Raw genomic sequence first — 19856 nt, 5'->3', positions numbered from 1 at the left:
TATGGTTCATCTAAGTGTTTGTAATGTCTTATCGTATTCGTCAACCAATTCTTTCATAATCAAACTCACAGGTTTTATCTCATGGATTCCAGCTACTGCCTGGCCAATCTCCATTTCTCCATTCTCTATATCGCCTTCAAAGATACCTCGTTTAGCGGCATTGGTTCCAAGTATGGTGCGCAGTTCGTCTGCGTCAGCCCCACGATCCTCAGCTTCCTTGATACGTTCGTAAAGAGCGTTTTTAACGAGACGAGTAGGAGATATCTTTTTCAGCGCAAGCATTGTGTCGCTTTCGCCTAGATTTAAACAGTGCTGCTTGAAAGCAATAGATGCCGAACTCTCCTCACTCAAGGCAAAAAGTGTACCTATTTGCACGCCATCTGCACCAAGAGCCATAGCAGCCAATATAGCATTGCCTGAGGTAATACCTCCAGCAGCAAGCAGTGGCAACGATGTTGCCTTACGAATTTGCGGTATCAAGGTCATTGTGGTCAGTTCTTCACGGCCGTTGTGTCCGCCTGCTTCAAATCCTTCAGCAACGATAGCATCAACACCAGCCTCCTCGCATTTGCGGGCAAACTTGCTGTTAGCTATAACATGAACAACCTTTATACCTGCTTCGTGAAACTTTGCCGTTAGTTTGCTAGGGCTACCAGCAGATGTGAATACAATCTTCACACCTTTGTTGATGATAAGTTCTACAATCTTATCAATTTCAGGATACATCAATGGAAGATTTACGCCCCATGGTTTGTCTGTGGCAGCCTTCATTTTGTCAATATGCTCGGCTAGTGTTTCTGGATGCATACTACCAGCACCAATTAGTCCCAATCCGCCAGCATTACTCACGGCAGAAGCTAATCGCCATCCACTGCACCATACCATTCCTCCAGCAATGATAGGATATTTTATTCCAAAGAGTTCTGTTATTCTAGTTGCTTTCATTTTCTTCTATTTATGCTTTATGAGATTTATCTCTTTATGAATTACATAGGTGTAATTTCTTGACTTTGGTTGAACATAAAGGTATCTTCATGTTGCAAATATAGGCATAAACGATTTAAAGTCGCTTCATATTAACTAAATAATTTCATCCAATCATCAAATTCCTTGTTCTGAAATGATTGTATACCATTTCTTTCAGCAGCCTCGCAGTTCACTTCAAGATCATCAATGAAGATTGTCTCATTAGGCTTTATACTTGCTTCTTTAATAACCGACTGAAATATTTCGTCATCAGGTTTTTTCATGTGCATCTCTTGTGACGTGAAAATGCGGTCAAAATAATCATCAGCGGTGTAGTGATCCATCGGAAAAAGTTTGTCTTTACAATAGCGCCAATGTATATCAATGGTGTTGCTCAACAAGAATGTTCTATATCCCGCTTTGCGAAGATCAATCAATTTTTGTTTTTTCGCATCCGGAATTATGAGGAGCATCGCATTGGTAGCATCAGTAATTTGCTTGTCTGTAGCATCTGGATTGATAATTTTGCGGAATGAATCAAAGAACTCCTGATTAGAAATCATTCCTATGCCCATGGCTTGAAATAGTTTCAAAGCTTCTGGATATTCATGTAAATGATTAAATCTACCCATTCCAAGCTTTTCAAAAGCACGCATTGTGGCATCTTCGTCGAGTTTAACGAGAACATTACCTAAATCGAAAATAATATTTTTTATTTTACTATTCATGAATGCAAAGTTACGAATTATTTTACATCATTTGTTATAGAAAAACGAATTTGTTTTATATCATTTTGATGCTTCTTTACAGAATAAATAGTAAAAGGAATTTATCAATGTAATAGTTTCTGTGAATGTAGCATCAAATGATGAATGACGTGAAATAGGTATTGCATTATTCAAATACAATGTGTATCTTTGCATTGGAATTTATATTATACTTTATTGCTATGAAAATATTAAAATATGTTTTTTGCCAGTGTGCTCGTCCTGATGGATTCCTTGGACGATTGCTACGACAGTTTACTATCATTATCGCTAAATAAAATGAATAATCATGATAGACAAAATAAAAGAATCATATCGTCAGAGTATTAATTTCTACGATGATATGCTCACGCAAAAAAAGTGGTGGAGCCGTCTCTATATGAGATTATTCTGGGGAAATGTTGATGAAAAAGAGATTGTGAAGCATGTGTTAGACTATATACCTAGCGGATTTTGTGGTAAGTTGTTGGATGTTCCTGTTGGCACAGGTATCTTCACCTATATGAAATATCAGGAGTTGAAAGATGCCGAGATTATCTGCCTTGATTATAGTAAGGATATGTTGGCACAAGCAGATCAACGTTTTAATGCAACAGGGCTTGAAAACGTGAGAACACTTCAAGGAGATGTCAGCATATTACCATTTGAAAATAGTGAGTTTGATGTTGTGCTCAGTATGAATGGAGTTCATGCATTCCCATACAAAGAGAAAGCCTATTCTGAAATCTACCGTACGTTGAAGATTGGTGGTGATTTCATCGCATGTTTCTATGTGAAAGGAAAATCTCTTATTTCTGATGGGCTAGTGAATACAATCCTTTCACGTAAGGGGTGGTTCACGCCTCCTTTCGAGACGGCAGAATCATTGCGGAATCGCTTAGATAGAAATTATGATGTGCTTGATTACCATATTGAAGGTTCAATGGCATACTTTAAGGCAAGGAAGAAATAATCAGTAACAAATGATAAAGTAGGAAAAACAGAACTGCGACAGCACGAATTTCGTCGAGCTACGACTGAATTTCAAAGAATGTGAAGATATCAGTCAACGATAAATTTGTCCAACTTGTGTTTCTCCTTCAAAAGACATAACTTACATATTGCAGCTATTCAATATTACCATTGTCTTCCTATTTCTCCTTGTTTACTTTTAACCATGTTTTAACTCGTTTATATCCCTCAACTCCTAAAATGGTGAGACCTCCATATTGGCATATTTTAGCCATTCCAAATAGTACTATCCACAGATAACCTTTAGTATCAAGAGAAAGATATTTTGCAGGTAATGCCATTTGGGCAAAAGAGAGAATATAAAATGGTATGCATAAAGCCAGCACGATGACGCCTGTACGAAATGACAGGCATTGAAGCCATGCCTTGATATGTAGTAGCGTTTCTTTCATTCTTATTTTAATTTCTTTCCTTCACCAAATGCCTGACCAACACGATCGCCGAGTGCAATGTATCCCAAATGGATAGGGTCAAAAGTAATTAAATTCATTTTCTCAACATCTGGTTTGCCATCTTCTGCAAGATACTTTTCGTCTACAAGTATATTCACAATCTCTGCAACAATGAAGTAACCAGTTTCGCTTTCATAAAGTTTCTCTTTGACGCGGCATTCAAATGTCATCGGATAGTCTGTGAATACTGGTGCATTCACGTTCGGAGCTTTCTCCTGGGTTAAGCCAGATTTAAGCATTTTGTCTGGATGATTCTTCTGACTCACAATTCCTACATAATCAGATGCAACCATCGTCTCTTTTGAAGCAAATGCTAGAGTAAACTCGCCATTAGCATTCAGGTTGCTGGTAGTCTTGTGGTTACCCATCGAAATGGTGATTAAGTTCATATTTGCCTGACCTGCCCAAGCGGCATTCATAGCATTAGGAACTCCGTTCTCATCGTATGTACCAATAATGAGTACTGGCTGTGGCAACAGCCATGGTTTTGCAATAAAACTCTTCATATTCGTATGATGTTAGTTATTCATTCGGTAAAGTTACATATTTTCTCCAAAATAATATACTCAATTCGATAATAATTAATTATCAAAATCTGAACTATAACTTTATTTACTGTTCATCAATATCATATTGATGAATATGTAAATACATGTATTACAGGATAATAAAACAAAATGATTGTTTTTGTTGTTCAAAGTTTATAAGGCAAAGAATTATTTGGAGGCGGTTCATTTTATTACTATATTTGTAGCTATAATGATTTGCTATATATAGCAACATGATAAGCACTATAATGCAGTCTAGTAACGAGTACATATATATACTGATAATACCTTACTCATGAATATGCATTATAACTACATTGAATTATATAAGAAGGACGAAGAAAATAGAGAGTGTTGTTCATTCAACATGATTGTTTATTCATCCATAGAAAAATGATTTAGATAATGTAAAAGAAATGGTGTGATATGAAAAATACAATTTATAGTTATTTTATGCGACAGGTGGAGATTCATCCAGACGTTGTAGCTGTGTTTGATCATAAAAGAAGTCTAACCTTTTCTGAACTCAATGCACTTGTAGACACGATAATAGATAGATTTAAAACAAATAATCCCAAACTTATCGGCGTTGTGATGAATCATAACGTAGAGCAAATCGCTGCAATGCTTGCTATATTAAAGGCTGGGGCAGGGTATGTACCAGTTGAACCATTTTTCCCAACTGATAGAATTAAGTTTATCATGGATGAATGTAAGGTAGACTTTGTTATTACCAATGGGATGTATGCACAAAAACTTGAAGGATTGAATTTGTGTTTCATCGAACAGGGATTGGTCATTGACAAGAATGCAAAATCTACAGACAAATCTATTGCGGATGGCATTGCTTACGTGCTATATACTAGTGGGTCTACTGGTATGCCTAAAGGAGTGACTGTGGAGAATCGCAATGTATGTCACTATATATCTGCTTTCGAGAATGAATTCCATACCACTGTGGGAGACAAGATGCTTCAGTATTCTGTATGTTCATTCGACATCTTTGTAGAGGAAGTGTTCGCAACGCTCTGCAATGGTGCTACACTTGCTATTCCCTCTGACTATGTAAAGAGGAATATTAGGCGTGTGATGGACTTCATCGAAAAACACCAAATAACAGAAATCAGCGGCTTCCCATATCTCTTGTTGGAGATGAACAAACTTAATCATATTCCCTCTTCTCTTAAATTGCTGATAAGTGGTGGTGACATATTAAGAGAAGATTATGTGACTAATCTTCTTGATAAATTTCAAATATATAATACATACGGTCCAAGCGAAACAACGGTTTGTGCATCTTATTGTCATGTGAATAAGGTTAAGGCTGAACCCGATGGTACTTATCCTATAGGGAAGCCAGTACTTGGAACTCAGATAGAGATAAGAAATGATAAGTTGGAAAAGGTTCCTAATGGCAACATAGGTGAAATATGTATCTTAGGTGGAGGAGTCTCGCGAGGATATATTGGTGAACATCGTGAGAAGGAAAACGAAGCTTATGTGAAGTTAGAAGATGGTAGGATGATGTATCGTTCTGGTGATTTAGGGCTAATGAAAACAGATGGTACCATCATATTTCTACATCGTAAAGATACTCAGGTGATGATTCTTGGCAAAAGAGTAGAAACCGTTGAAATTCAAAACATTCTTTGTAATTGTCCTGACGTGGAAAAGGGCATTGTGTTGGCACATAACGACAAGAACGGACTCGCTTATCTAGCTGCTTATATCGTGCCGAAGGATAAACTAGCTTTTAGAATGAGTCGTGTGCGTGAAAATATGGCAAAATTTCTACCAGCATATATGATTCCTGAGTTTTTCGTCAAACTAGACACAATGCCGCTCACTCCTAATGGAAAGGTAGATGTAAAGGCTTTGCCGAAAGTATTAAAATTAGCTTGATATGAATATAAGAAGAGTAAATGTTGATGAACTCGATACGTTGATGTCGTGGCGTATGGAAGTGTTGCACGAAGTATTTGCAGATTCTGAAAATGTAGATTGGAAAGCCTTGGAGGCGGCGAATCGTGAATACTATGTGCAAGAGATTACTCGTGGTGGACATATTGCTTGCCTGTATGATAATGAAATAGGATGTGGCGGCTTATGCCTCTATGATGAAATGCCATCACCAGAAAATCCATCAGGTAGATGTGCTTACTTGATGAACATATATGTTCGTCCCCAGTATCGTTGTAACGGATATGGTATGGAAATCGTCTCGTGGCTTGTTAATCAGGCTAAAGCGCAGGGAATAACCAAGATTTATCTAGAATCATCAGAAGATGGTAAAGGGGTGTATCTGAAGTTGGGATTTAAGGAAATGATGGATTATTACAAACTGTAAAAGTATGAAAGAGATATTAGACGGTTACAACATCACGTTAACTCCATCGTTAGAGCCAACAGATATTATCGTTTATTGCAATAGTTATGGCGATGGAACCGAACTTATTCTTGAATCATGTGAGGAATTGAATTGTTTACCATTCCATTTTGTCGTTATCTCGAAGATTGATTGGGATGCAGATATGTCGCCATATCCGGCAGATAAAGTGATATCTAAGTATGATAACTTTGAGGGCAATGCCGATGAATATCTCAAATGGATGCTTACAGGTTTGATTCCTTATTGCGAGAAACTGCTGAAAGTGGATAATCCACGCCGAATACTCCTCGGCTATTCAATGTCGGGGCTTTTTTCTCTCTATGCAATGTATCGTACAGACAAGTTTGCTGCTTACATTTCAGCTTCGGGAAGCTTATGGTATCCTGATTTCGATGATTTTGTAATCTCTCATGAGCCTATGACTAAGGCACCTGTTTATCTTTCCATTGGTGATAAAGAATGTATATCAAAGAATACATATTTGCAGACTACCATCGAAAAGACGCAACATATTTTTGAACACTATAAAGTACAAGGTCATGTTGTGCACTTTGAACTAAATCCTGGAAATCATTTTGTTGAAGGAGATCTACGTCAGGCTAAAGGAATAAAGTGGGCTATAGCTGCTCTTCGGAAAGAGTTATGATACATGAAATGTAACAACTGAGAACATTGCATTTTGCTTAATTGTGATTACTAGAATTATACTGAATACAACTAGACTCTAAAGATGTCGCAATTTACTTTTAAATCTTGTGAGATATAAAATATATTTCATGCATTTTAATCATTTAAAAATAAAATTATGGAAACAAAGAATTTTTATGATTTCACGGTTAAGAACAAGAAAGGTGAGTCTGTAAGCCTCGCTGAGTATAAAGGTAAAGTAGTGTTGATTGTAAACATTGCAACGAAGTGTGGATTCACTCCGCAATTAACGGGACTTGAAGAGTTATGTAATACATATCAGGATAAAGGTCTGGTAATCTTAGGTTTCCCATGCAACCAGTTTGCTAATCAAAATCCTGGTTCAGACGATCAGACACAGGAGTTCTGTTCGTTAAATTATGGTGTGACATTTCCTATTATGAAGAAAATAAATGTTAATGGAAATGATGCCGATCCACTATATAAGTGGCTGAAGAGCAAGAAGGGAGGAATCTTATGGAGTGCTATCAAATGGAATTTCACTAAGTTTCTCATCAATAAGAATGGCGAAGTTGTTCATCGTTTTTCACCAACTGCATCACCTTCAAGCCTAGAAAAATATATAGTGAACGAGCTGTAAATATATGTATCTATTAGGATAAGCATAATCTTACTTTTTCCAGTATAACAAGCAATCGCTTATTATACTGAAAAAACCTAATTATTCTTTAATATCCAAACAGTATGTATGCTTACCAGCCTTTACTTCTTTTCGCTGATTATTGGTTATCAATGTGGCACTAGTTCCTTTCGGAATCGTAACCATATAGTGTATTCTTCCTTGAGTGTCTTTTTTCCATTCCACACTTACTTTACCGTATTTCGTCATCGTTGATCCCTTTGCCCATTGGAGTTTTGTGCCAGGATATGGTTCAAGGATGATGTGGCGGAAGCCTGGTTGCTGTTCGTCAGGGCGAATGCCCAAGATAGAAGAATAGAACCACTCTACAACTGCACCATAACTATAATGGTTGAATGAATTCATATTCCATGGATGCTTGTTGAATCCACTCTCACGCGTATAACTGTCCCAGCGTTCCCATATTGTTGTTGCTCCTTGGTCTATACTGTAGAGCCATGATGGATTTTGATGCTGGAAAAGTAAACGATAGGCGAGATCTGTCATTCCGCATTCAGTAAGCGTCTCCATGAGAATACCTGTTCCTATGAATCCAGTAGATAGCTTGTAGTCGTTATTGATGATATTTTTTCGAAGAGAATCTATCGCATGCTGTCTCTGAGTATCCAGAATTAGATTGAAATGCAAAGCTAACAGATAAGCAGTCTGAGTGTCTTTACCTGTATTTATCTCTCCATCTGTGATGTATCGTTTCTGAAATTCATTACGAATGTCTTGCCATAGTTTGCTATATTTTGAAGCTTCTTCACTTTCTCCGATAACTTCAGCCATCTTCTGCATCAATTCTGCTGAATAGGCAAAGTAAGCATACGAAACATATCGCGCATCAACTTCCTTATATGCTAACCAGTCACCGCATTTTGGTTCTGCTCCAATATGCGTCCATTGACCATCATGTTGAGAAGAACAGAATTCCATCCATTTTTGCATCGATTGCCAGTTCTCTTTTATAATATCTTTGTCGCCCGTCATTACGTATGTATTCCATGGAACGATGATTCCGGCATCTCCCCATCCAGCAGTGCCATATCCCCACATATTACAGAAAGGTGCGGTCTCTGGATAGGCACCATCCTCACGTTGACTATCGCGCATGTCTCGCATCCATTTACGATAAAATTCGGCTGCATCAGAATTGTAAAGTGCAGTACGTGAGAATATCTGTGTGTCGCCAGTCCATCCCAATCTTTCATCACGTTGTGGGCAGTCGGTAGGAATACTCATGAAATTGCCTCGTTGTCCCCACCATACATTGCTATAAAGACGGTTTATGTTTGAATCAGAGCATTTGAATGTTCCACATTCTGTTAGGTCTGTACCTACCACTTGTGCCTTAATATTATTTATAGTTACGTCATCTGTAGCCGTAAGTTCTGCATATCTGAATCCAAAGTAAGTGTGATTAGGGTGATATTCTTCACTTTTCTCATTACCATTCATCACGTATGTAGTTATAGCTTTTGCATCCCTTAAGTTCCATGTCCACAAACTTCCGCCAGGTCCTTTGTCGAGTCGTGATTCGTCTCCGTTGAAATTCAACATTTCGCCATGCTTCCATGTTAATGTTGTTCCGCTATTTCCTTTAACGTTCATGTCGATCCATCCCACAATGTTCTGACCAAAATCAACCAACAATGTTTGTCCTTTCTTTAGGTGGATAGAACTCTTAGGATTATTCTGGTTGCTGATGATGTGTATTTTTCCGAATGTGGTGTTTGTTGAATCTGCTCCCTGATAAATGGTAATATCTAGAGGTTTACGCCATAATGATTTGTTTCTAATTTTGATTTGTGGTCCAATCATGTCGCATAGTTCGCCCTTACTATCGTGGTTGATGACAGCAGGTTGCCAAGTGCTGTCATTGTAGGCTGGGGTAGAAACATCTGCAAGATTGTCTTTGCGTGCGTCATAAGTTTCTCCATTGTAAATGTCGCCCATCACTAGGGCGCCGTTAGTGTAGCATTTCCACGTCGTGTCACTAAGGCAATCTTGGGTAGTGCCGTCTTTATAGACAATATACACATCGCAAATAAATCCCATATTTATATCCTTGCCATAAATCCCTCTGGATATTCCACCAGACCACCAACCTTTACTTACTTCTGAGGCAACGGAGAATTTGTCGCCTGCGTGTAGTTTTTCTTGTAGATGAAAACTTTGGTATTGTATGCTCTTGCGATAATCAGTCCATCCCGGCATCAACATGTCGTCAGTCAAGTTTTTGCCGTTTGCATAAATCTGATATACACCCAGTGCACTGGCATAAATTATAACATCCTTTACATCTTTCTTAACGACAATGTTTTTTCTGAACATCGGCATTGACGCAGTCTGTGTATGTGGAGCTGAAATCCATTGAGCCTCATGCAATCTCTCTTGTGCTGAAGCAGAATAAACAAAGCAGAATAGGGCGATGATTAAAGATGAATATATTTTTGACATAATGGTATTTAATGTTTTACTTGATAATTGCATTTATAACCTTCTGCAAAGGTATATTATTGCACATTAAATATATAGTTTTTCAGAAGAAAGTAAGAACAATTATAAGATAATTTAAGAATAAAAAGTTCTAAAGCAGTATTTAGGTGGAACTATTGTATATGGCGACAGCAGTTGTCATCATGATCACGACTAGACAAAGTTTTTTATCAATAAGAATGGTGAGGTTGTTCACCGCTTTGCACCTACTGCATCACCTTCAAGCCTTGAAAAATATATAGTTGATGAAATTTGACTGTAGCTATTATAGTTACCTATATAGAATGTGAAATAGCATAACTTTTATGTCATTATATATAATTCCTAAGTTTTCTTATGGAATTAATAAGATTATGTTTAATTTTGCAATCATATTTCGATGAATAGCTGTACTTAGCATCAGTATTACCTCTTCCGCACAGCGTAATTTTACCGATTTGGAAACACATTATTATTATGGAGTACTTCTGAAATAAATTTAAGGAGTGCGCTACAAACGTTTATATTTTATGACACTAAAAAAAACATTAGCATTACTAATCTTGTTGGGAGCAGGATTAAGTTCTTCTGAAGCACAGACTAAGCTCCCTGTATTAAAATCAAATAAGAGTAAATTAGAAATTATTGCAGACGGTGTTAGTAATCATGGTAATTGGACTATAACTCCTTCAGCCCGTCCTGATGTTTTTTCTACTCATGCTAAGCATGTTATGTTTAGAAGTGATGTGGATTCTATAGCATTTGATGTGAAAAAGGATGGCATTTATGATTTTGTAGTACTGGACTCGAAAAATGACTCTGCTTTCACACAGGTTAGATGGGAATCTCTTAATCCTTTCGAACAGCCATCTAAAAGCTTGTTAAGGTTATCTCCATCTGGTAAACTAAGTAAAGAACAGGCTCAATTTGATATTGATGCTTTGGTGTATACGCTGAATGAAGTTCATCCCGATATGTTTTCTGTATGTGGTATGGATGCATTTATGAGCATGGCAAACAAAATAAAGATAGAGTTGCCAGATAGCGTTAATAGAATAGAACTATACAGATACTTGGCACCTTTAGTGTCATTTATAGGTGATGGTCATACACGAATGTTATTTCCTAACAATGATTTGTTTACTAAAGAAAGCTTACGTTTCCCTCTTCAGTTAGACATTAATACTAACGACTCAACTTTTACTACAAAGTTAGATATGTTTGGCATTCCTAAAAATGCAAGAATCCTAACTATAAATGGGGTAGATAATAAGACTATGATAGAAAAGATGATGCCTTATGCTTCTGGTGAACGCTATTTCTTCAAACTTCTAATTATCAACTATCAATTTCCTGCGCTTTTTGAACTTTTTTATAATGCTCCTGATTACAACATTAAATATCTTTTGCGTGGCAAGATTTATACTAAGAAACTAAAGGCTGCAACTTACGATAAGATACATGCAGAAATCAATCGAAATAAAGATGCTCAAGATAAAAGTCGTGTTGCAAATTATTCCTATAGTATTATTCAAGGAAACAATGCTGCTGTGATGGATTTTAGAAATTTAGAGGATAGAGCAGCTATGGCTAACTTTGCAGATTCAATGATAGCTGACTTAAATGCCAAGCACATTGGTAATTTAATTATTGACATCCGTAATAACGGGGGAGGAGATTCTAGTGTTGGAGATATATTGTTTCAGCATATATCAAAAGTTCCATGCTACCAATTCGGTAAGTCATTCGCTCGTATATCTCCAGTAACACAAAGTTTATTATCACCAGAACAATGCCTGAAGGTTGGTCTTTATTACAACGACGAAATAGAAAAAATCTATCCTTTTAGTGATATGTCTAGACATTATCAAGGTAAAGTCTGGCTTCTTATCAGTCATCACACGTTCTCTTCTGCCTCTTCATTCTCATGGGCATTTCAGCATTATAACATGGGAAAAGTTATAGGTGAGGAATCTGGTGGCATGAGCGTCAGCTTTGGTGATATCTTGATTTATCAACTACCTGTTTCTGGCTTAAGGAGCTCAATCTCATATAAACGTTTTTGGCTTCCAGGCAGTAATGAGAAGGATATTCATGGTACAATCCCTGATTTTAAAGTGCCAGCAGACAAAGCATTGGAATATACATTGGATTTAATTAATAAATAATATAACTGGCTTTTTTCGTTCTCTAGTAAAATAGAGCAAAATATAATTAAACAGCAATGAAGTATTTATGCAAATAGATACTTTATTGCTGTTTTTATTCAAATGGATAAAGCATTAGTTGAAAGTGTATAACCTGATTTCTATTATCATTAAACTTATTTGACTGATGAGACTTAAAGTTGCCATCTTTATTATCCGGATGTTTTCTTGGAGTACGTCGTAGGAGGTATACCCAATTTGACAAGATTTAATTATCGAAATCGGAACGACTTGTTAATTAGCTAAACTCTTTTTCCCTGCAAAGATTAGACTTATTCGTTGTTCTTATTATATAGAAATTGACGTTAACAGTGTAACTTGATTAACAGAGGACGCTAGAATGTTCCAACATACGGTTGCATTTTCGGGAAACATATCTAAATAGTTGTTCACAGATAATATATCAAGGGCTGTTCCTTTAATAGTATGTTTGTATGTGAATAACAATAGATATCTGCGATTATTTTGTAGCTTAATTTTCTTAAGCTCATTGATTGCTTCATCAACGTTCTCTTTGTAAGAATACGATGCAGTTGATATCATATTTCTGTCTTTAATTAAATCAAAGATTTCATATTCATCAAATGCAATGTTCCTATTAGTATCTTCATTAGTGCGAATGAAGCACAATAACGACTTTATTTCCTCGTAAGGGTCTGCGTCATTAAAGAATGAGAGTACAGAATAGTAATTAATATCATTATCAATATTCAAAGACGGATTGGTCTTAATTATTATATTGAGTTTTGCTAACGAGTTTTTCGAAAGCACATCCGGAAGCTTTGCAACTCCTTCAGCAGAAGATACGAGTACTATATTCATCAATAGTAACTCTTTATCTTCTTGACCATAAACTCCTTCAGACCTAAGTGTTTCAATGATTCTCTTGCTCTCGTCGTCAGTAGCTATCAAACGAGCCGATTCTAATATTATATCTTTCATTTTGTTGCTATTATATTAAGTGATGTTGGTAGCACTCGTTGTAATTGCTCAACAACGACTAGTTATATTGAGATTAATCTAATTTGCTATATTTCCACTCACGGGTGCATTTTCTATATTGCTTTCCAGAATAGGAAAAATATTTTATTTTTTCATTGTCAGCAAGCTGTTTATAGGCCTCATTGCTTATTTCATCTTTAATATAATTTCCATTTTTGTCTTTTATGTATTTATTATCTCTGTTTACAACGTAAGCTGCCACATTAGTTCGGCAACTCTTCGTAGTTTTCTGATTTTCAATGTTTACCTGCTCATCTACCCATTTAATATTGATACCGTTAGATATAGGTATATTCATAAGCATGTCATCATAAATATAGGTAGAGCGTGTCTCATTTTTCTTTATTATAAGCCATTCATTTCCGTCAAAGTCGAAAACACTATATCTACGTATCAAAAAAGATGCACGATACTTCTTTTGTTCATTCTCAAAAGTTACATCGACTCCTGAAATATGAAAGTTTAATGAATTTATGGGAAAATATAGAACATTCTTCTTCTCATGGTCATTAGTGTGATACATCACTGGATCTTTTAAACCATTCTCATCTTCCTCATGATAATAAAACTCAATATCCTCTGGATATATTCTGCGATTATCATTAATAGAAAAGTATCCTCCACAGAATATGTATTTTGCGATTTCTAGAAATTGATGATCTAGTTTTGCAAATTTCTCATTTTCATCTTTAATGTCAGTAACTCCAGTAAACTCGTTTAGTGTTTTGTAAAGAGAATCTTGATTTATAGCTTCTATAATTTTGTCCCAACAATTTTCAGAGGTTATATTTAGAGGATTTTTAAACGCATAATGTCTGCCATTTTCTTTTTCACCTTCCCCTTCTAACCATTTGATGCATAGACCACAAGCACTAGTTAATTTTATAGGGTTCTTTCTGAATGTTGTTTTCCATTCATTTACGTACCAGTTATTACTTTCATGAGTTAAAGTAATCATTTCTTCTTTGCTTAGAATGAAAAATCTAAACTCTCCTTGCTTGTCAATGTGAATGAATACCCATGGTCCAATTATTTTTTTTTCTAATTTATCCCTAAAACTATTTTCAAGGGTCATTCCTATTGGGACATTCGAACCAAATGTTGTTTTTACTTGTATTCCAACAGATTGACTATTCTGTGGATTTGTACAAATAAGGTCTATCGCCTTATAGTTATTTTTTATGGTATTGGCATTGACAGCATCATAACCAAGTTTCTTTAGCTTTTCCAATACAAGGTTTTCTCCCAATGTACCAAGCTCTAATTTACTTAAACTTTTTAAATTTGAAATTGTGAATTTTTCCATGATTTTATTTGTTAATAATATAATACTTATCTAGCTTTTCTAGAAATTATATGTAATGGAGCAACATTTAAAACACATTGTATGAATCAAATATTTAAGCTAATTGTTTATAAAACAACTAGTTTATTGTAAACTCTTACAAGCTCAAGCATTAATTTTTCTCGCTCTTCATTACGCTTATACTTTAATGATGATGGATGTTTTGTTACAATGATAAATGAAACTTTATTTTGAAAATAAACTTTAAACACACAACATTTATCAGGACTACTATATTCTTTTAGCCACTCAAAACTGCATCCTTCGAAATATTTATCCCAATCATTATACTCCCAGCAAAAGCAGAACGATATCTTTGGGGAATAAATTTCTGCAATAAATTTATATTTGTTAAGAATATCATTTGCCGTATTGAATATATGATAGTACTTTTTTTCGTCTCCGTGGTTATAAATGTCTTCCCAGCTATTGCTTCCAAAATTTTCCCTTTCAAGACTATCTTTTTTTTCTATAGCATATAAATTACCATATCCAATGCCTTTAAGTTCCCCCATGTCGCTTTCAGAATAATCTTGTATCTTAATAGAATAGTAGTTTTGTTTGGTAATAATGCTTAGGTATAATTTACTTGCAAAAGTCCAAAATGCGCTAGTATTATTGTTCCATTTTTCTATGTCATATGGATTTAGTTCTGAATTAGCAACTAGATACTGATTTAAATTATTCTTATCATATAGGTTTTTAAGGTAAGCTAGTCCTGAACCATATTTTTCTTCATTTATCCAAGCACGAGTATCTCTTCCTATGAAGAATGTTTTAACTTTTGATTCATTATATTTTTCCATAACATATGGTAGAAATGGTCCCCAGTAATAACCTGAGTTCCAATCATCATTTATTTTGAAACAAAACTCTTTTAGTGGGACTAATAGCCGAGGATCACAATAATTATTATTCATTTTCTAAAAGTATTATTTATTATTATCATTTAACTCTTTTGCTTTTCTCATAACTAACTCCTGTTATATTATTCTTATGGATCTATACTCATTTATTGATGAGTTGATATTACAGATGTCTAGTATTTGATTGCCTTATGTTTTATAAGTTTTACTTATCAATGTGATGTTCAAATATGTACTTAATATCATTCTTCGTAATTTGTTTTTCTTCACGACACCCATTAGCCTGATATCTTGCAAAAAGGATCTTTGTTCCTATGAGATTCGTTTCAAAATCAGGATGCAGTAATTTACTTATTGGAAGTGGATGATTTTTTGATAGACCACTTATTTTCATAATTTCCATAGATCTTTCTACACTATTTATGTCTGATTTCACAGATTCGAAAGAATACCCCATCCAACTATATTCTGGTAATTTCCCCCAATATGCAAAAGCACTTTTATTTGCAACAATGATTAATTTAGGTTTAATTAGTTCAATTAACTGCTGAGTTAGAAATAATTGTTTTGCGAGAAATTCTAATGCATTGGGGTTATCGCCAATTTTAGTAATCATGCTTTGATGTGTTTCGCATAAAGCAAACAAATCAATATGTTCAAATTTATATTCTTTGCATAAATATCTTTTAATAGCATACCAATATGGTCCTTTTATATTGGTTGTTAATTCATCAAAAGTTGGATATTCTTTTTGCTCTCCTTTTTCAGATGGATTCATACCAACAATTAAAACATCAATATTATCTATTTGCACGTTTTGAGGAATTCTATATCCTCGTTCAATAATATTGTGTACAGATGTAGGTAAATCATATTCGCCGTTAAACAAAGCAGCTATTTTTGCTTTGTATTCATTGTAATTGCTGATTATATTTTTCATATTACTAATTTTAATCTATATAAATGAAATAGCAATATTGTGCCATGTATTTTTCTTTTCTTGATGCAAAGGTATAGGAAACATACGAAAAAACGAGGCATAAGTTCTATCTATTTTTATTATTTGCTCACTTTTGAGCCTAAACTCCTTATTATGTATAAGAAATATGGTATTTTGATGGGGGATGAAATTTAGCATCAAAACTATTTTTATAAGTCAATTTAGTCGTTCTTTGATTATGTATTTGCAGTTAATAAAATTTAATGATATTACAAAGAATGGGGTTTAATAAAATATTTAATAAAAAAGTTGCATATAACAATTAATTATTTTATCTTTGCCGCAGTTTAATTTTAATGAATGAGATGTGCGGAGTCAGAAATCTTATCACTTAGTGTAAAATGATGAACTGATATCATTACGTAGTGTTATTCCTTGTAGGCGTATTTATTAAGAATATGATTCCTTATTTTATTCATGGAATTTCAGGTGTTTCCTTAATTGTATATTATTAGAATTATAAATAAACATGATAGATCAAAATTCAATATTAAAAATGGGACATGTAATATTAGAAGATATGTTCCATGCAATAAAAAAACGTATTAAAGATCAGGCGGAACTTAAATTAAAAATAACTACCGAACAGTTTAAGTTATTGCATGCCATAGATCAAAAAAAAGATGAAGTTATACAAAAAGATATGGCTGATATGATGGGGAAGAATAAATCAACTATATTGAGATTGATTGACTCCTTGGAAACAAAAGGTTTGGTTAAAAGAGTTGCGGATACTAAAGATAGACGTAAAAATTATTTAATGGTTACAAAAAAAGGTAAAGAAATAATAAAACAATACAAGTGTATTCTTAAGTTGATTATCGAAGATCTTCAAGAGGGTCTTACAGAATCAGAATTAAATACTTTTTATAAAGTTGCAGCCCATTTTAAGGATAGGGCTACACCTTGATTTTTTTTAATTATATAGTTGTTATGTGCAACAATATGTAATAACAACATTTTAGATAACATATAAAAAACAATATTTATTACATAAAAAAAATACAAATATGAGAATAAACGAAAATGTGTATTTATTTGAAAAGATAAGAGGAGCTAACTCATATCTATACATATCTGATGACAATGATGTTTCGATAATAGATACAGGGATGCCTGGTAATGCCGAAAAAATTCTTAGTCAGATTTTAAAGATAGGCATATCCATCGAAAAAATTAAATATATTATCCTTACCCATTCGGATATTGACCATATGGGTAGTGTCGCTGATTTAAAAAATATTACTGGAGCTAAGGTTGCCATTCATGAAAATGAAGCTCCTTATCTTTTAGGTGAAAAGAATAAAAAACGAAAAGGAATAATAGGTTTAATTTTCGGTATACTATTCAAATTTATAAAGACCCAAAATATAGCTCCTGATATTATATTAAAAGAAGGTGATTTTATTGGTGGATTACGAGTCGTTTCTAGTCCCGGGCATACCGTAGGAAGCATTTCTTTATATAATGCAGGAACTGTTTTGTTTTCAGGTGATGCAATTATAACTGATAGGCATTCAAATATTAAAGGGTTTAATACTATAGCGACTGCCGATTTATTTGAAGCTGCAAAAACAATAAGTAAAATTAAACATTTAGAATTTGAAGTTTTACTTCCAGGACATGGCAAACCTGTTCTAGAAAAAGCATCAGACAAACTTAAAAAATATAACAAAATATGATATTCGATTTTAATACATCTTTTTTATTTTTACCACTATTCGGTTTGTTAATAGGCATTTTGGTATCAATGTTTGGCGGCGGTGGTGGCGGTCTATACGTCCCTTTGCTTACCATTTTATTTAATGTACCTATTCAGGTTGCTATTTCAACCTCATTGGCTTCTATTATACCAACAACTATATTTGGGGCTTATGCCCATTATAAACAGGGAAATGTGAATGTAGCTATAGGTCTAATTTTCGGTATAACAGGAATCATAGGAACATTGCTAGGAGTTTACTTTTCAACATTAATACCATCATTAATCCTTAGAAAACTTTTTGGAACAGTTGCAATACTTTTAGTTATTCCAATATTTTTCAAAAAGACGGAAAAAGAAAATAAGTATATAGATAATTCTGATAACTTTAAAATAATAAATTTAAAAACGGTATCTATAAGCTTAATATTTGGTTTATTATCGGGCATTATGGCTGGTTTGTTTGGGATTAGCGGAACTTTTCCTATCATTATGGGATTATACATGCTTCGTTTTCCTGCAAATATGGTTATTGGAACATCTGTTTTCGTATTATTTTTTAATGCTATTTCAGGTCTGTTCGGTCACTTCGCGGTAGGACATATCAATTTTATACTAATAATACTGTTAGGAGGTAGTGCAGCCGTTGGAGCTTTAATAGGACCACGTTTACTAAAAAGGATAAAAGCTGATATTTTAGAGAAGTTGTTTAAAGTACTCGTTATCAGTATTACAGTCCTAACAGGATTAATTATGATAATAAAATAACAGTTGAATTAATTTCAATAAAAAATAAACTGTGTCATAACACTTAAAACGCATTAGTTCACCACTATATAAATAGCGCATAATGCAAGGGCTAGTGACATAGCAATATCAGATTGCTTGCGATATTTGCTAAAGAAGTGGTTTAGATGCGTGCCAATGTAAACATAAACAAGATTGGCTCCGGGACCTGCAATAAGTAATAAAGCCGAGACAATGAGCAGATCACAGAGTTTGTTAGAGTAGGGAAGTACAAACGAACTGAAGCATGTAAGGTCAAAAAGTAGCATCTTGGCATTCGTCATTTGTACAATGAAACCACTCCAGAATGTGCAATCTCTATTGTCTTCTTTCGTTTGCCCACTGCTATGGTAAATCTTCCATGCCAGCCACATGATGTAGGCTGCACCAAGATACTTAACATATCCAATGTATGAACCAAGTACAGCGCCTAATAAATGAGTAAGTATGGCTAGGATAACTACAGCTGTTGAGAATCCTGCAAGTAGCCCCAACCACATATTAAATACATTTCGCTTTCCATGTCGAATAGACATGGAAAGTGCATATATGTTAGCTGGACCAGGTGTATATCCCACTACAAGGATTGCCATCAGTAATGTCGGTAGTAAACTTATTGGCATGTTCCTAATAATTTACTCACCCTTAGCTAGTATAGTTTTGTATTGTTTCTTATGATGTTTATACCATAGTTGTGCATATGGGCAAACTGGCTTTATTTTTAGTTTATGATGCATTGCATAATCCGTTGCAGACTGAACTAAAATGCCGTCAATACCTTTTCTTTCAAATCCTTCGATAACTTTAGTATGCTCTATTGAAAGCAAACTGTCTGTTATGTTAAAGTTAATCTGTCCAACTTGTACTTCTCCGTCAAAGGCTTGAACTTCCCCTTTGTTGCTATTTCGAATTATCTTTATTTTCATTTTTTGTCTTTTAGGTTCGGCGAAGTTACCAAAAAATAAAATGATGGCAAAGCAAATGATAATTTATTTATATTATAGTTT

20 protein-coding genes are annotated in these 19856 nt (G+C 34.5%); 9 read left to right on the top strand and 11 right to left on the bottom strand.

The window, feature by feature from the left end; all coding sequences use genetic code 11:
* Positions 1 to 6: 6 nt before the first annotated feature.
* Both B045_RS0100905 and B045_RS0100900 read right to left on the bottom strand, forming a co-directional pair.
* On the bottom strand, positions 7 to 945 hold the full coding sequence (locus tag B045_RS0100905; protein WP_018462383.1) for an NAD(P)H-dependent flavin oxidoreductase: 939 nt from the start codon (positions 943 to 945) through the stop codon (positions 7 to 9).
* A gap of 131 nt (positions 946 to 1076) precedes the next feature.
* A complete protein-coding gene (locus tag B045_RS0100900; RefSeq protein ID WP_018462382.1) occupies positions 1077 to 1694 on the bottom strand; it encodes an HAD family hydrolase in 618 nt (205 codons plus the stop codon).
* Positions 1695 to 2022: 328 nt separating this feature from the next.
* Here B045_RS0100900 and B045_RS0100895 point away from each other — a divergent pair, with 328 nt between their 5' ends.
* Positions 2023 to 2685, top strand: a complete 663-nt coding sequence (locus tag B045_RS0100895; RefSeq protein WP_018462381.1) for a class I SAM-dependent methyltransferase — start codon at positions 2023 to 2025, stop codon at positions 2683 to 2685.
* 178 nt (positions 2686 to 2863) lie between these two features.
* Here B045_RS0100895 and B045_RS0100890 read toward each other — a convergent pair whose 3' ends face one another.
* Together B045_RS0100890 and B045_RS0100885 are read right to left on the bottom strand one after the other, a co-directional pair.
* A complete protein-coding gene (locus tag B045_RS0100890) occupies positions 2864 to 3136 on the bottom strand; it encodes a hypothetical protein (protein WP_018462380.1) in 273 nt (90 codons plus the stop codon).
* 2 nt (positions 3137 to 3138) lie between these two features.
* A complete protein-coding gene (locus tag B045_RS0100885) occupies positions 3139 to 3702 on the bottom strand; it encodes a flavin reductase family protein (protein ID WP_018462379.1) in 564 nt (187 codons plus the stop codon).
* 468 nt (positions 3703 to 4170) lie between these two features.
* On the opposite strand from B045_RS0100885, the gene B045_RS0100880 reads away from it, so the two are divergent.
* The 4 genes from B045_RS0100880 to B045_RS0100865 all read left to right on the top strand — a co-directional run bounded on the left by B045_RS0100880 (position 4171) and on the right by B045_RS0100865 (position 7421).
* Positions 4171 to 5646, top strand: a complete 1476-nt coding sequence (locus tag B045_RS0100880; RefSeq protein WP_025882967.1) for an amino acid adenylation domain-containing protein — start codon at positions 4171 to 4173, stop codon at positions 5644 to 5646.
* A gap of 1 nt (position 5647) precedes the next feature.
* Positions 5648 to 6091 carry a GNAT family N-acetyltransferase gene (locus B045_RS0100875; protein WP_018462377.1) on the top strand — a complete coding sequence of 148 codons (444 nt, stop codon included), beginning with the start codon at positions 5648 to 5650 and terminating at the stop codon, positions 6089 to 6091.
* Between the two features lie 4 nt (positions 6092 to 6095).
* Positions 6096 to 6779, top strand: coding sequence for an alpha/beta hydrolase (locus B045_RS0100870; protein WP_018462376.1), 684 nt, complete (start codon positions 6096 to 6098; stop codon positions 6777 to 6779).
* 159 nt (positions 6780 to 6938) lie between these two features.
* Positions 6939 to 7421, top strand: coding sequence for a glutathione peroxidase (locus B045_RS0100865; RefSeq protein ID WP_018462375.1), 483 nt, complete (start codon positions 6939 to 6941; stop codon positions 7419 to 7421).
* Positions 7422 to 7502: 81 nt separating this feature from the next.
* On the opposite strand, the gene B045_RS14080 is transcribed toward B045_RS0100865, so the two are convergent.
* Positions 7503 to 9923: an alpha-L-rhamnosidase gene (locus tag B045_RS14080; protein ID WP_162163146.1), complete on the bottom strand. Its 2421-nt coding sequence runs from the start codon at positions 9921 to 9923 to the stop codon at positions 7503 to 7505.
* 548 nt (positions 9924 to 10471) lie between these two features.
* On the opposite strand from B045_RS14080, the gene B045_RS0100855 reads away from it, so the two are divergent.
* Positions 10472 to 12109 (top strand): S41 family peptidase, encoded by a 1638-nt coding sequence (locus B045_RS0100855; RefSeq protein WP_018462373.1) that lies wholly within the window; start codon positions 10472 to 10474, stop codon positions 12107 to 12109.
* Between the two features lie 327 nt (positions 12110 to 12436).
* On the opposite strand, the gene B045_RS0100850 is transcribed toward B045_RS0100855, so the two are convergent.
* From B045_RS0100850 to B045_RS0100835, 4 genes are all read right to left on the bottom strand, one after another.
* Entirely contained in the window at positions 12437 to 13090 is a 654-nt protein-coding gene (locus B045_RS0100850; RefSeq protein WP_018462372.1) for a hypothetical protein, read from the bottom strand.
* 73 nt (positions 13091 to 13163) lie between these two features.
* Positions 13164 to 14456: a hypothetical protein gene (locus tag B045_RS0100845; RefSeq protein WP_018462371.1), complete on the bottom strand. Its 1293-nt coding sequence runs from the start codon at positions 14454 to 14456 to the stop codon at positions 13164 to 13166.
* Positions 14457 to 14563: 107 nt separating this feature from the next.
* Positions 14564 to 15415, bottom strand: coding sequence for a hypothetical protein (locus tag B045_RS0100840; protein ID WP_018462370.1), 852 nt, complete (start codon positions 15413 to 15415; stop codon positions 14564 to 14566).
* 151 nt (positions 15416 to 15566) lie between these two features.
* A complete protein-coding gene (locus B045_RS0100835) occupies positions 15567 to 16301 on the bottom strand; it encodes a uracil-DNA glycosylase family protein (protein WP_018462369.1) in 735 nt (244 codons plus the stop codon).
* A gap of 529 nt (positions 16302 to 16830) precedes the next feature.
* Here B045_RS0100835 and B045_RS14075 point away from each other — a divergent pair.
* The 3 genes from B045_RS14075 (at position 16831) to B045_RS0100820 (ending at position 18831) form a co-directional block, all read left to right on the top strand.
* A complete protein-coding gene (locus B045_RS14075) occupies positions 16831 to 17271 on the top strand; it encodes a MarR family winged helix-turn-helix transcriptional regulator (RefSeq protein WP_018462368.1) in 441 nt (146 codons plus the stop codon).
* A gap of 100 nt (positions 17272 to 17371) precedes the next feature.
* On the top strand, positions 17372 to 18043 hold the full coding sequence (locus B045_RS0100825) for an MBL fold metallo-hydrolase (RefSeq protein ID WP_018462367.1): 672 nt from the start codon (positions 17372 to 17374) through the stop codon (positions 18041 to 18043).
* Positions 18040 to 18831 carry a sulfite exporter TauE/SafE family protein gene (locus tag B045_RS0100820; RefSeq protein ID WP_044067500.1) on the top strand — a complete coding sequence of 264 codons (792 nt, stop codon included), beginning with the start codon at positions 18040 to 18042 and terminating at the stop codon, positions 18829 to 18831. Before B045_RS0100825 ends, B045_RS0100820 begins: the two co-directional genes overlap by 4 nt.
* A gap of 53 nt (positions 18832 to 18884) precedes the next feature.
* Here B045_RS0100820 and B045_RS0100815 read toward each other — a convergent pair whose 3' ends face one another.
* Together B045_RS0100815 and B045_RS0100810 are read right to left on the bottom strand one after the other, a co-directional pair.
* Complete coding sequence (locus B045_RS0100815; RefSeq protein WP_025882959.1) at positions 18885 to 19472, bottom strand: LysE family transporter; 588 nt, start codon at positions 19470 to 19472, stop codon at positions 18885 to 18887.
* A gap of 12 nt (positions 19473 to 19484) precedes the next feature.
* A complete protein-coding gene (locus B045_RS0100810; RefSeq protein ID WP_018462364.1) occupies positions 19485 to 19775 on the bottom strand; it encodes a GNAT family N-acetyltransferase in 291 nt (96 codons plus the stop codon).
* Positions 19776 to 19856: the final 81 nt, after the last annotated feature.

The sequence above is a fragment of the Segatella paludivivens DSM 17968 = JCM 13650 genome (genome assembly GCF_000373185.1).
In the GTDB taxonomy this organism is placed as follows: domain Bacteria; phylum Bacteroidota; class Bacteroidia; order Bacteroidales; family Bacteroidaceae; genus Prevotella; species Prevotella paludivivens.
Note: the sequence above shows the minus strand (reverse complement) of the source record. Positions and strands in the feature narration are given on the sequence as shown.

What these genes read in the sequence shown, in the direction of transcription:
- B045_RS0100905 (WP_018462383.1), bottom strand. Translation starts at nt 945, where the DNA reads ATGAAAGCAACTAGAATAACAGAACTCTTTGGAATAAAATATCCTATC.
- B045_RS0100900 (WP_018462382.1), bottom strand. Translation starts at nt 1,694, where the DNA reads ATGAATAGTAAAATAAAAAATATTATTTTCGATTTAGGTAATGTTCTC.
- B045_RS0100895 (WP_018462381.1), top strand. Translation starts at nt 2,023, where the DNA reads ATGATAGACAAAATAAAAGAATCATATCGTCAGAGTATTAATTTCTAC.
- B045_RS0100890 (WP_018462380.1), bottom strand. Translation starts at nt 3,136, where the DNA reads ATGAAAGAAACGCTACTACATATCAAGGCATGGCTTCAATGCCTGTCA.
- B045_RS0100885 (WP_018462379.1), bottom strand. Translation starts at nt 3,702, where the DNA reads ATGAAGAGTTTTATTGCAAAACCATGGCTGTTGCCACAGCCAGTACTC.
- B045_RS0100880 (WP_025882967.1), top strand. Translation starts at nt 4,171, where the DNA reads ATGAAAAATACAATTTATAGTTATTTTATGCGACAGGTGGAGATTCAT.
- B045_RS0100875 (WP_018462377.1), top strand. Translation starts at nt 5,648, where the DNA reads ATGAATATAAGAAGAGTAAATGTTGATGAACTCGATACGTTGATGTCG.
- B045_RS0100870 (WP_018462376.1), top strand. Translation starts at nt 6,096, where the DNA reads ATGAAAGAGATATTAGACGGTTACAACATCACGTTAACTCCATCGTTA.
- B045_RS0100865 (WP_018462375.1), top strand. Translation starts at nt 6,939, where the DNA reads ATGGAAACAAAGAATTTTTATGATTTCACGGTTAAGAACAAGAAAGGT.
- B045_RS14080 (WP_162163146.1), bottom strand. Translation starts at nt 9,923, where the DNA reads ATGTCAAAAATATATTCATCTTTAATCATCGCCCTATTCTGCTTTGTT.
- B045_RS0100855 (WP_018462373.1), top strand. Translation starts at nt 10,472, where the DNA reads ATGACACTAAAAAAAACATTAGCATTACTAATCTTGTTGGGAGCAGGA.
- B045_RS0100850 (WP_018462372.1), bottom strand. Translation starts at nt 13,090, where the DNA reads ATGAAAGATATAATATTAGAATCGGCTCGTTTGATAGCTACTGACGAC.
- B045_RS0100845 (WP_018462371.1), bottom strand. Translation starts at nt 14,456, where the DNA reads ATGGAAAAATTCACAATTTCAAATTTAAAAAGTTTAAGTAAATTAGAG.
- B045_RS0100840 (WP_018462370.1), bottom strand. Translation starts at nt 15,415, where the DNA reads ATGAATAATAATTATTGTGATCCTCGGCTATTAGTCCCACTAAAAGAG.
- B045_RS0100835 (WP_018462369.1), bottom strand. Translation starts at nt 16,301, where the DNA reads ATGAAAAATATAATCAGCAATTACAATGAATACAAAGCAAAAATAGCT.
- B045_RS14075 (WP_018462368.1), top strand. Translation starts at nt 16,831, where the DNA reads ATGATAGATCAAAATTCAATATTAAAAATGGGACATGTAATATTAGAA.
- B045_RS0100825 (WP_018462367.1), top strand. Translation starts at nt 17,372, where the DNA reads ATGAGAATAAACGAAAATGTGTATTTATTTGAAAAGATAAGAGGAGCT.
- B045_RS0100820 (WP_044067500.1), top strand. Translation starts at nt 18,040, where the DNA reads ATGATATTCGATTTTAATACATCTTTTTTATTTTTACCACTATTCGGT.
- B045_RS0100815 (WP_025882959.1), bottom strand. Translation starts at nt 19,472, where the DNA reads ATGCCAATAAGTTTACTACCGACATTACTGATGGCAATCCTTGTAGTG.
- B045_RS0100810 (WP_018462364.1), bottom strand. Translation starts at nt 19,775, where the DNA reads ATGAAAATAAAGATAATTCGAAATAGCAACAAAGGGGAAGTTCAAGCC.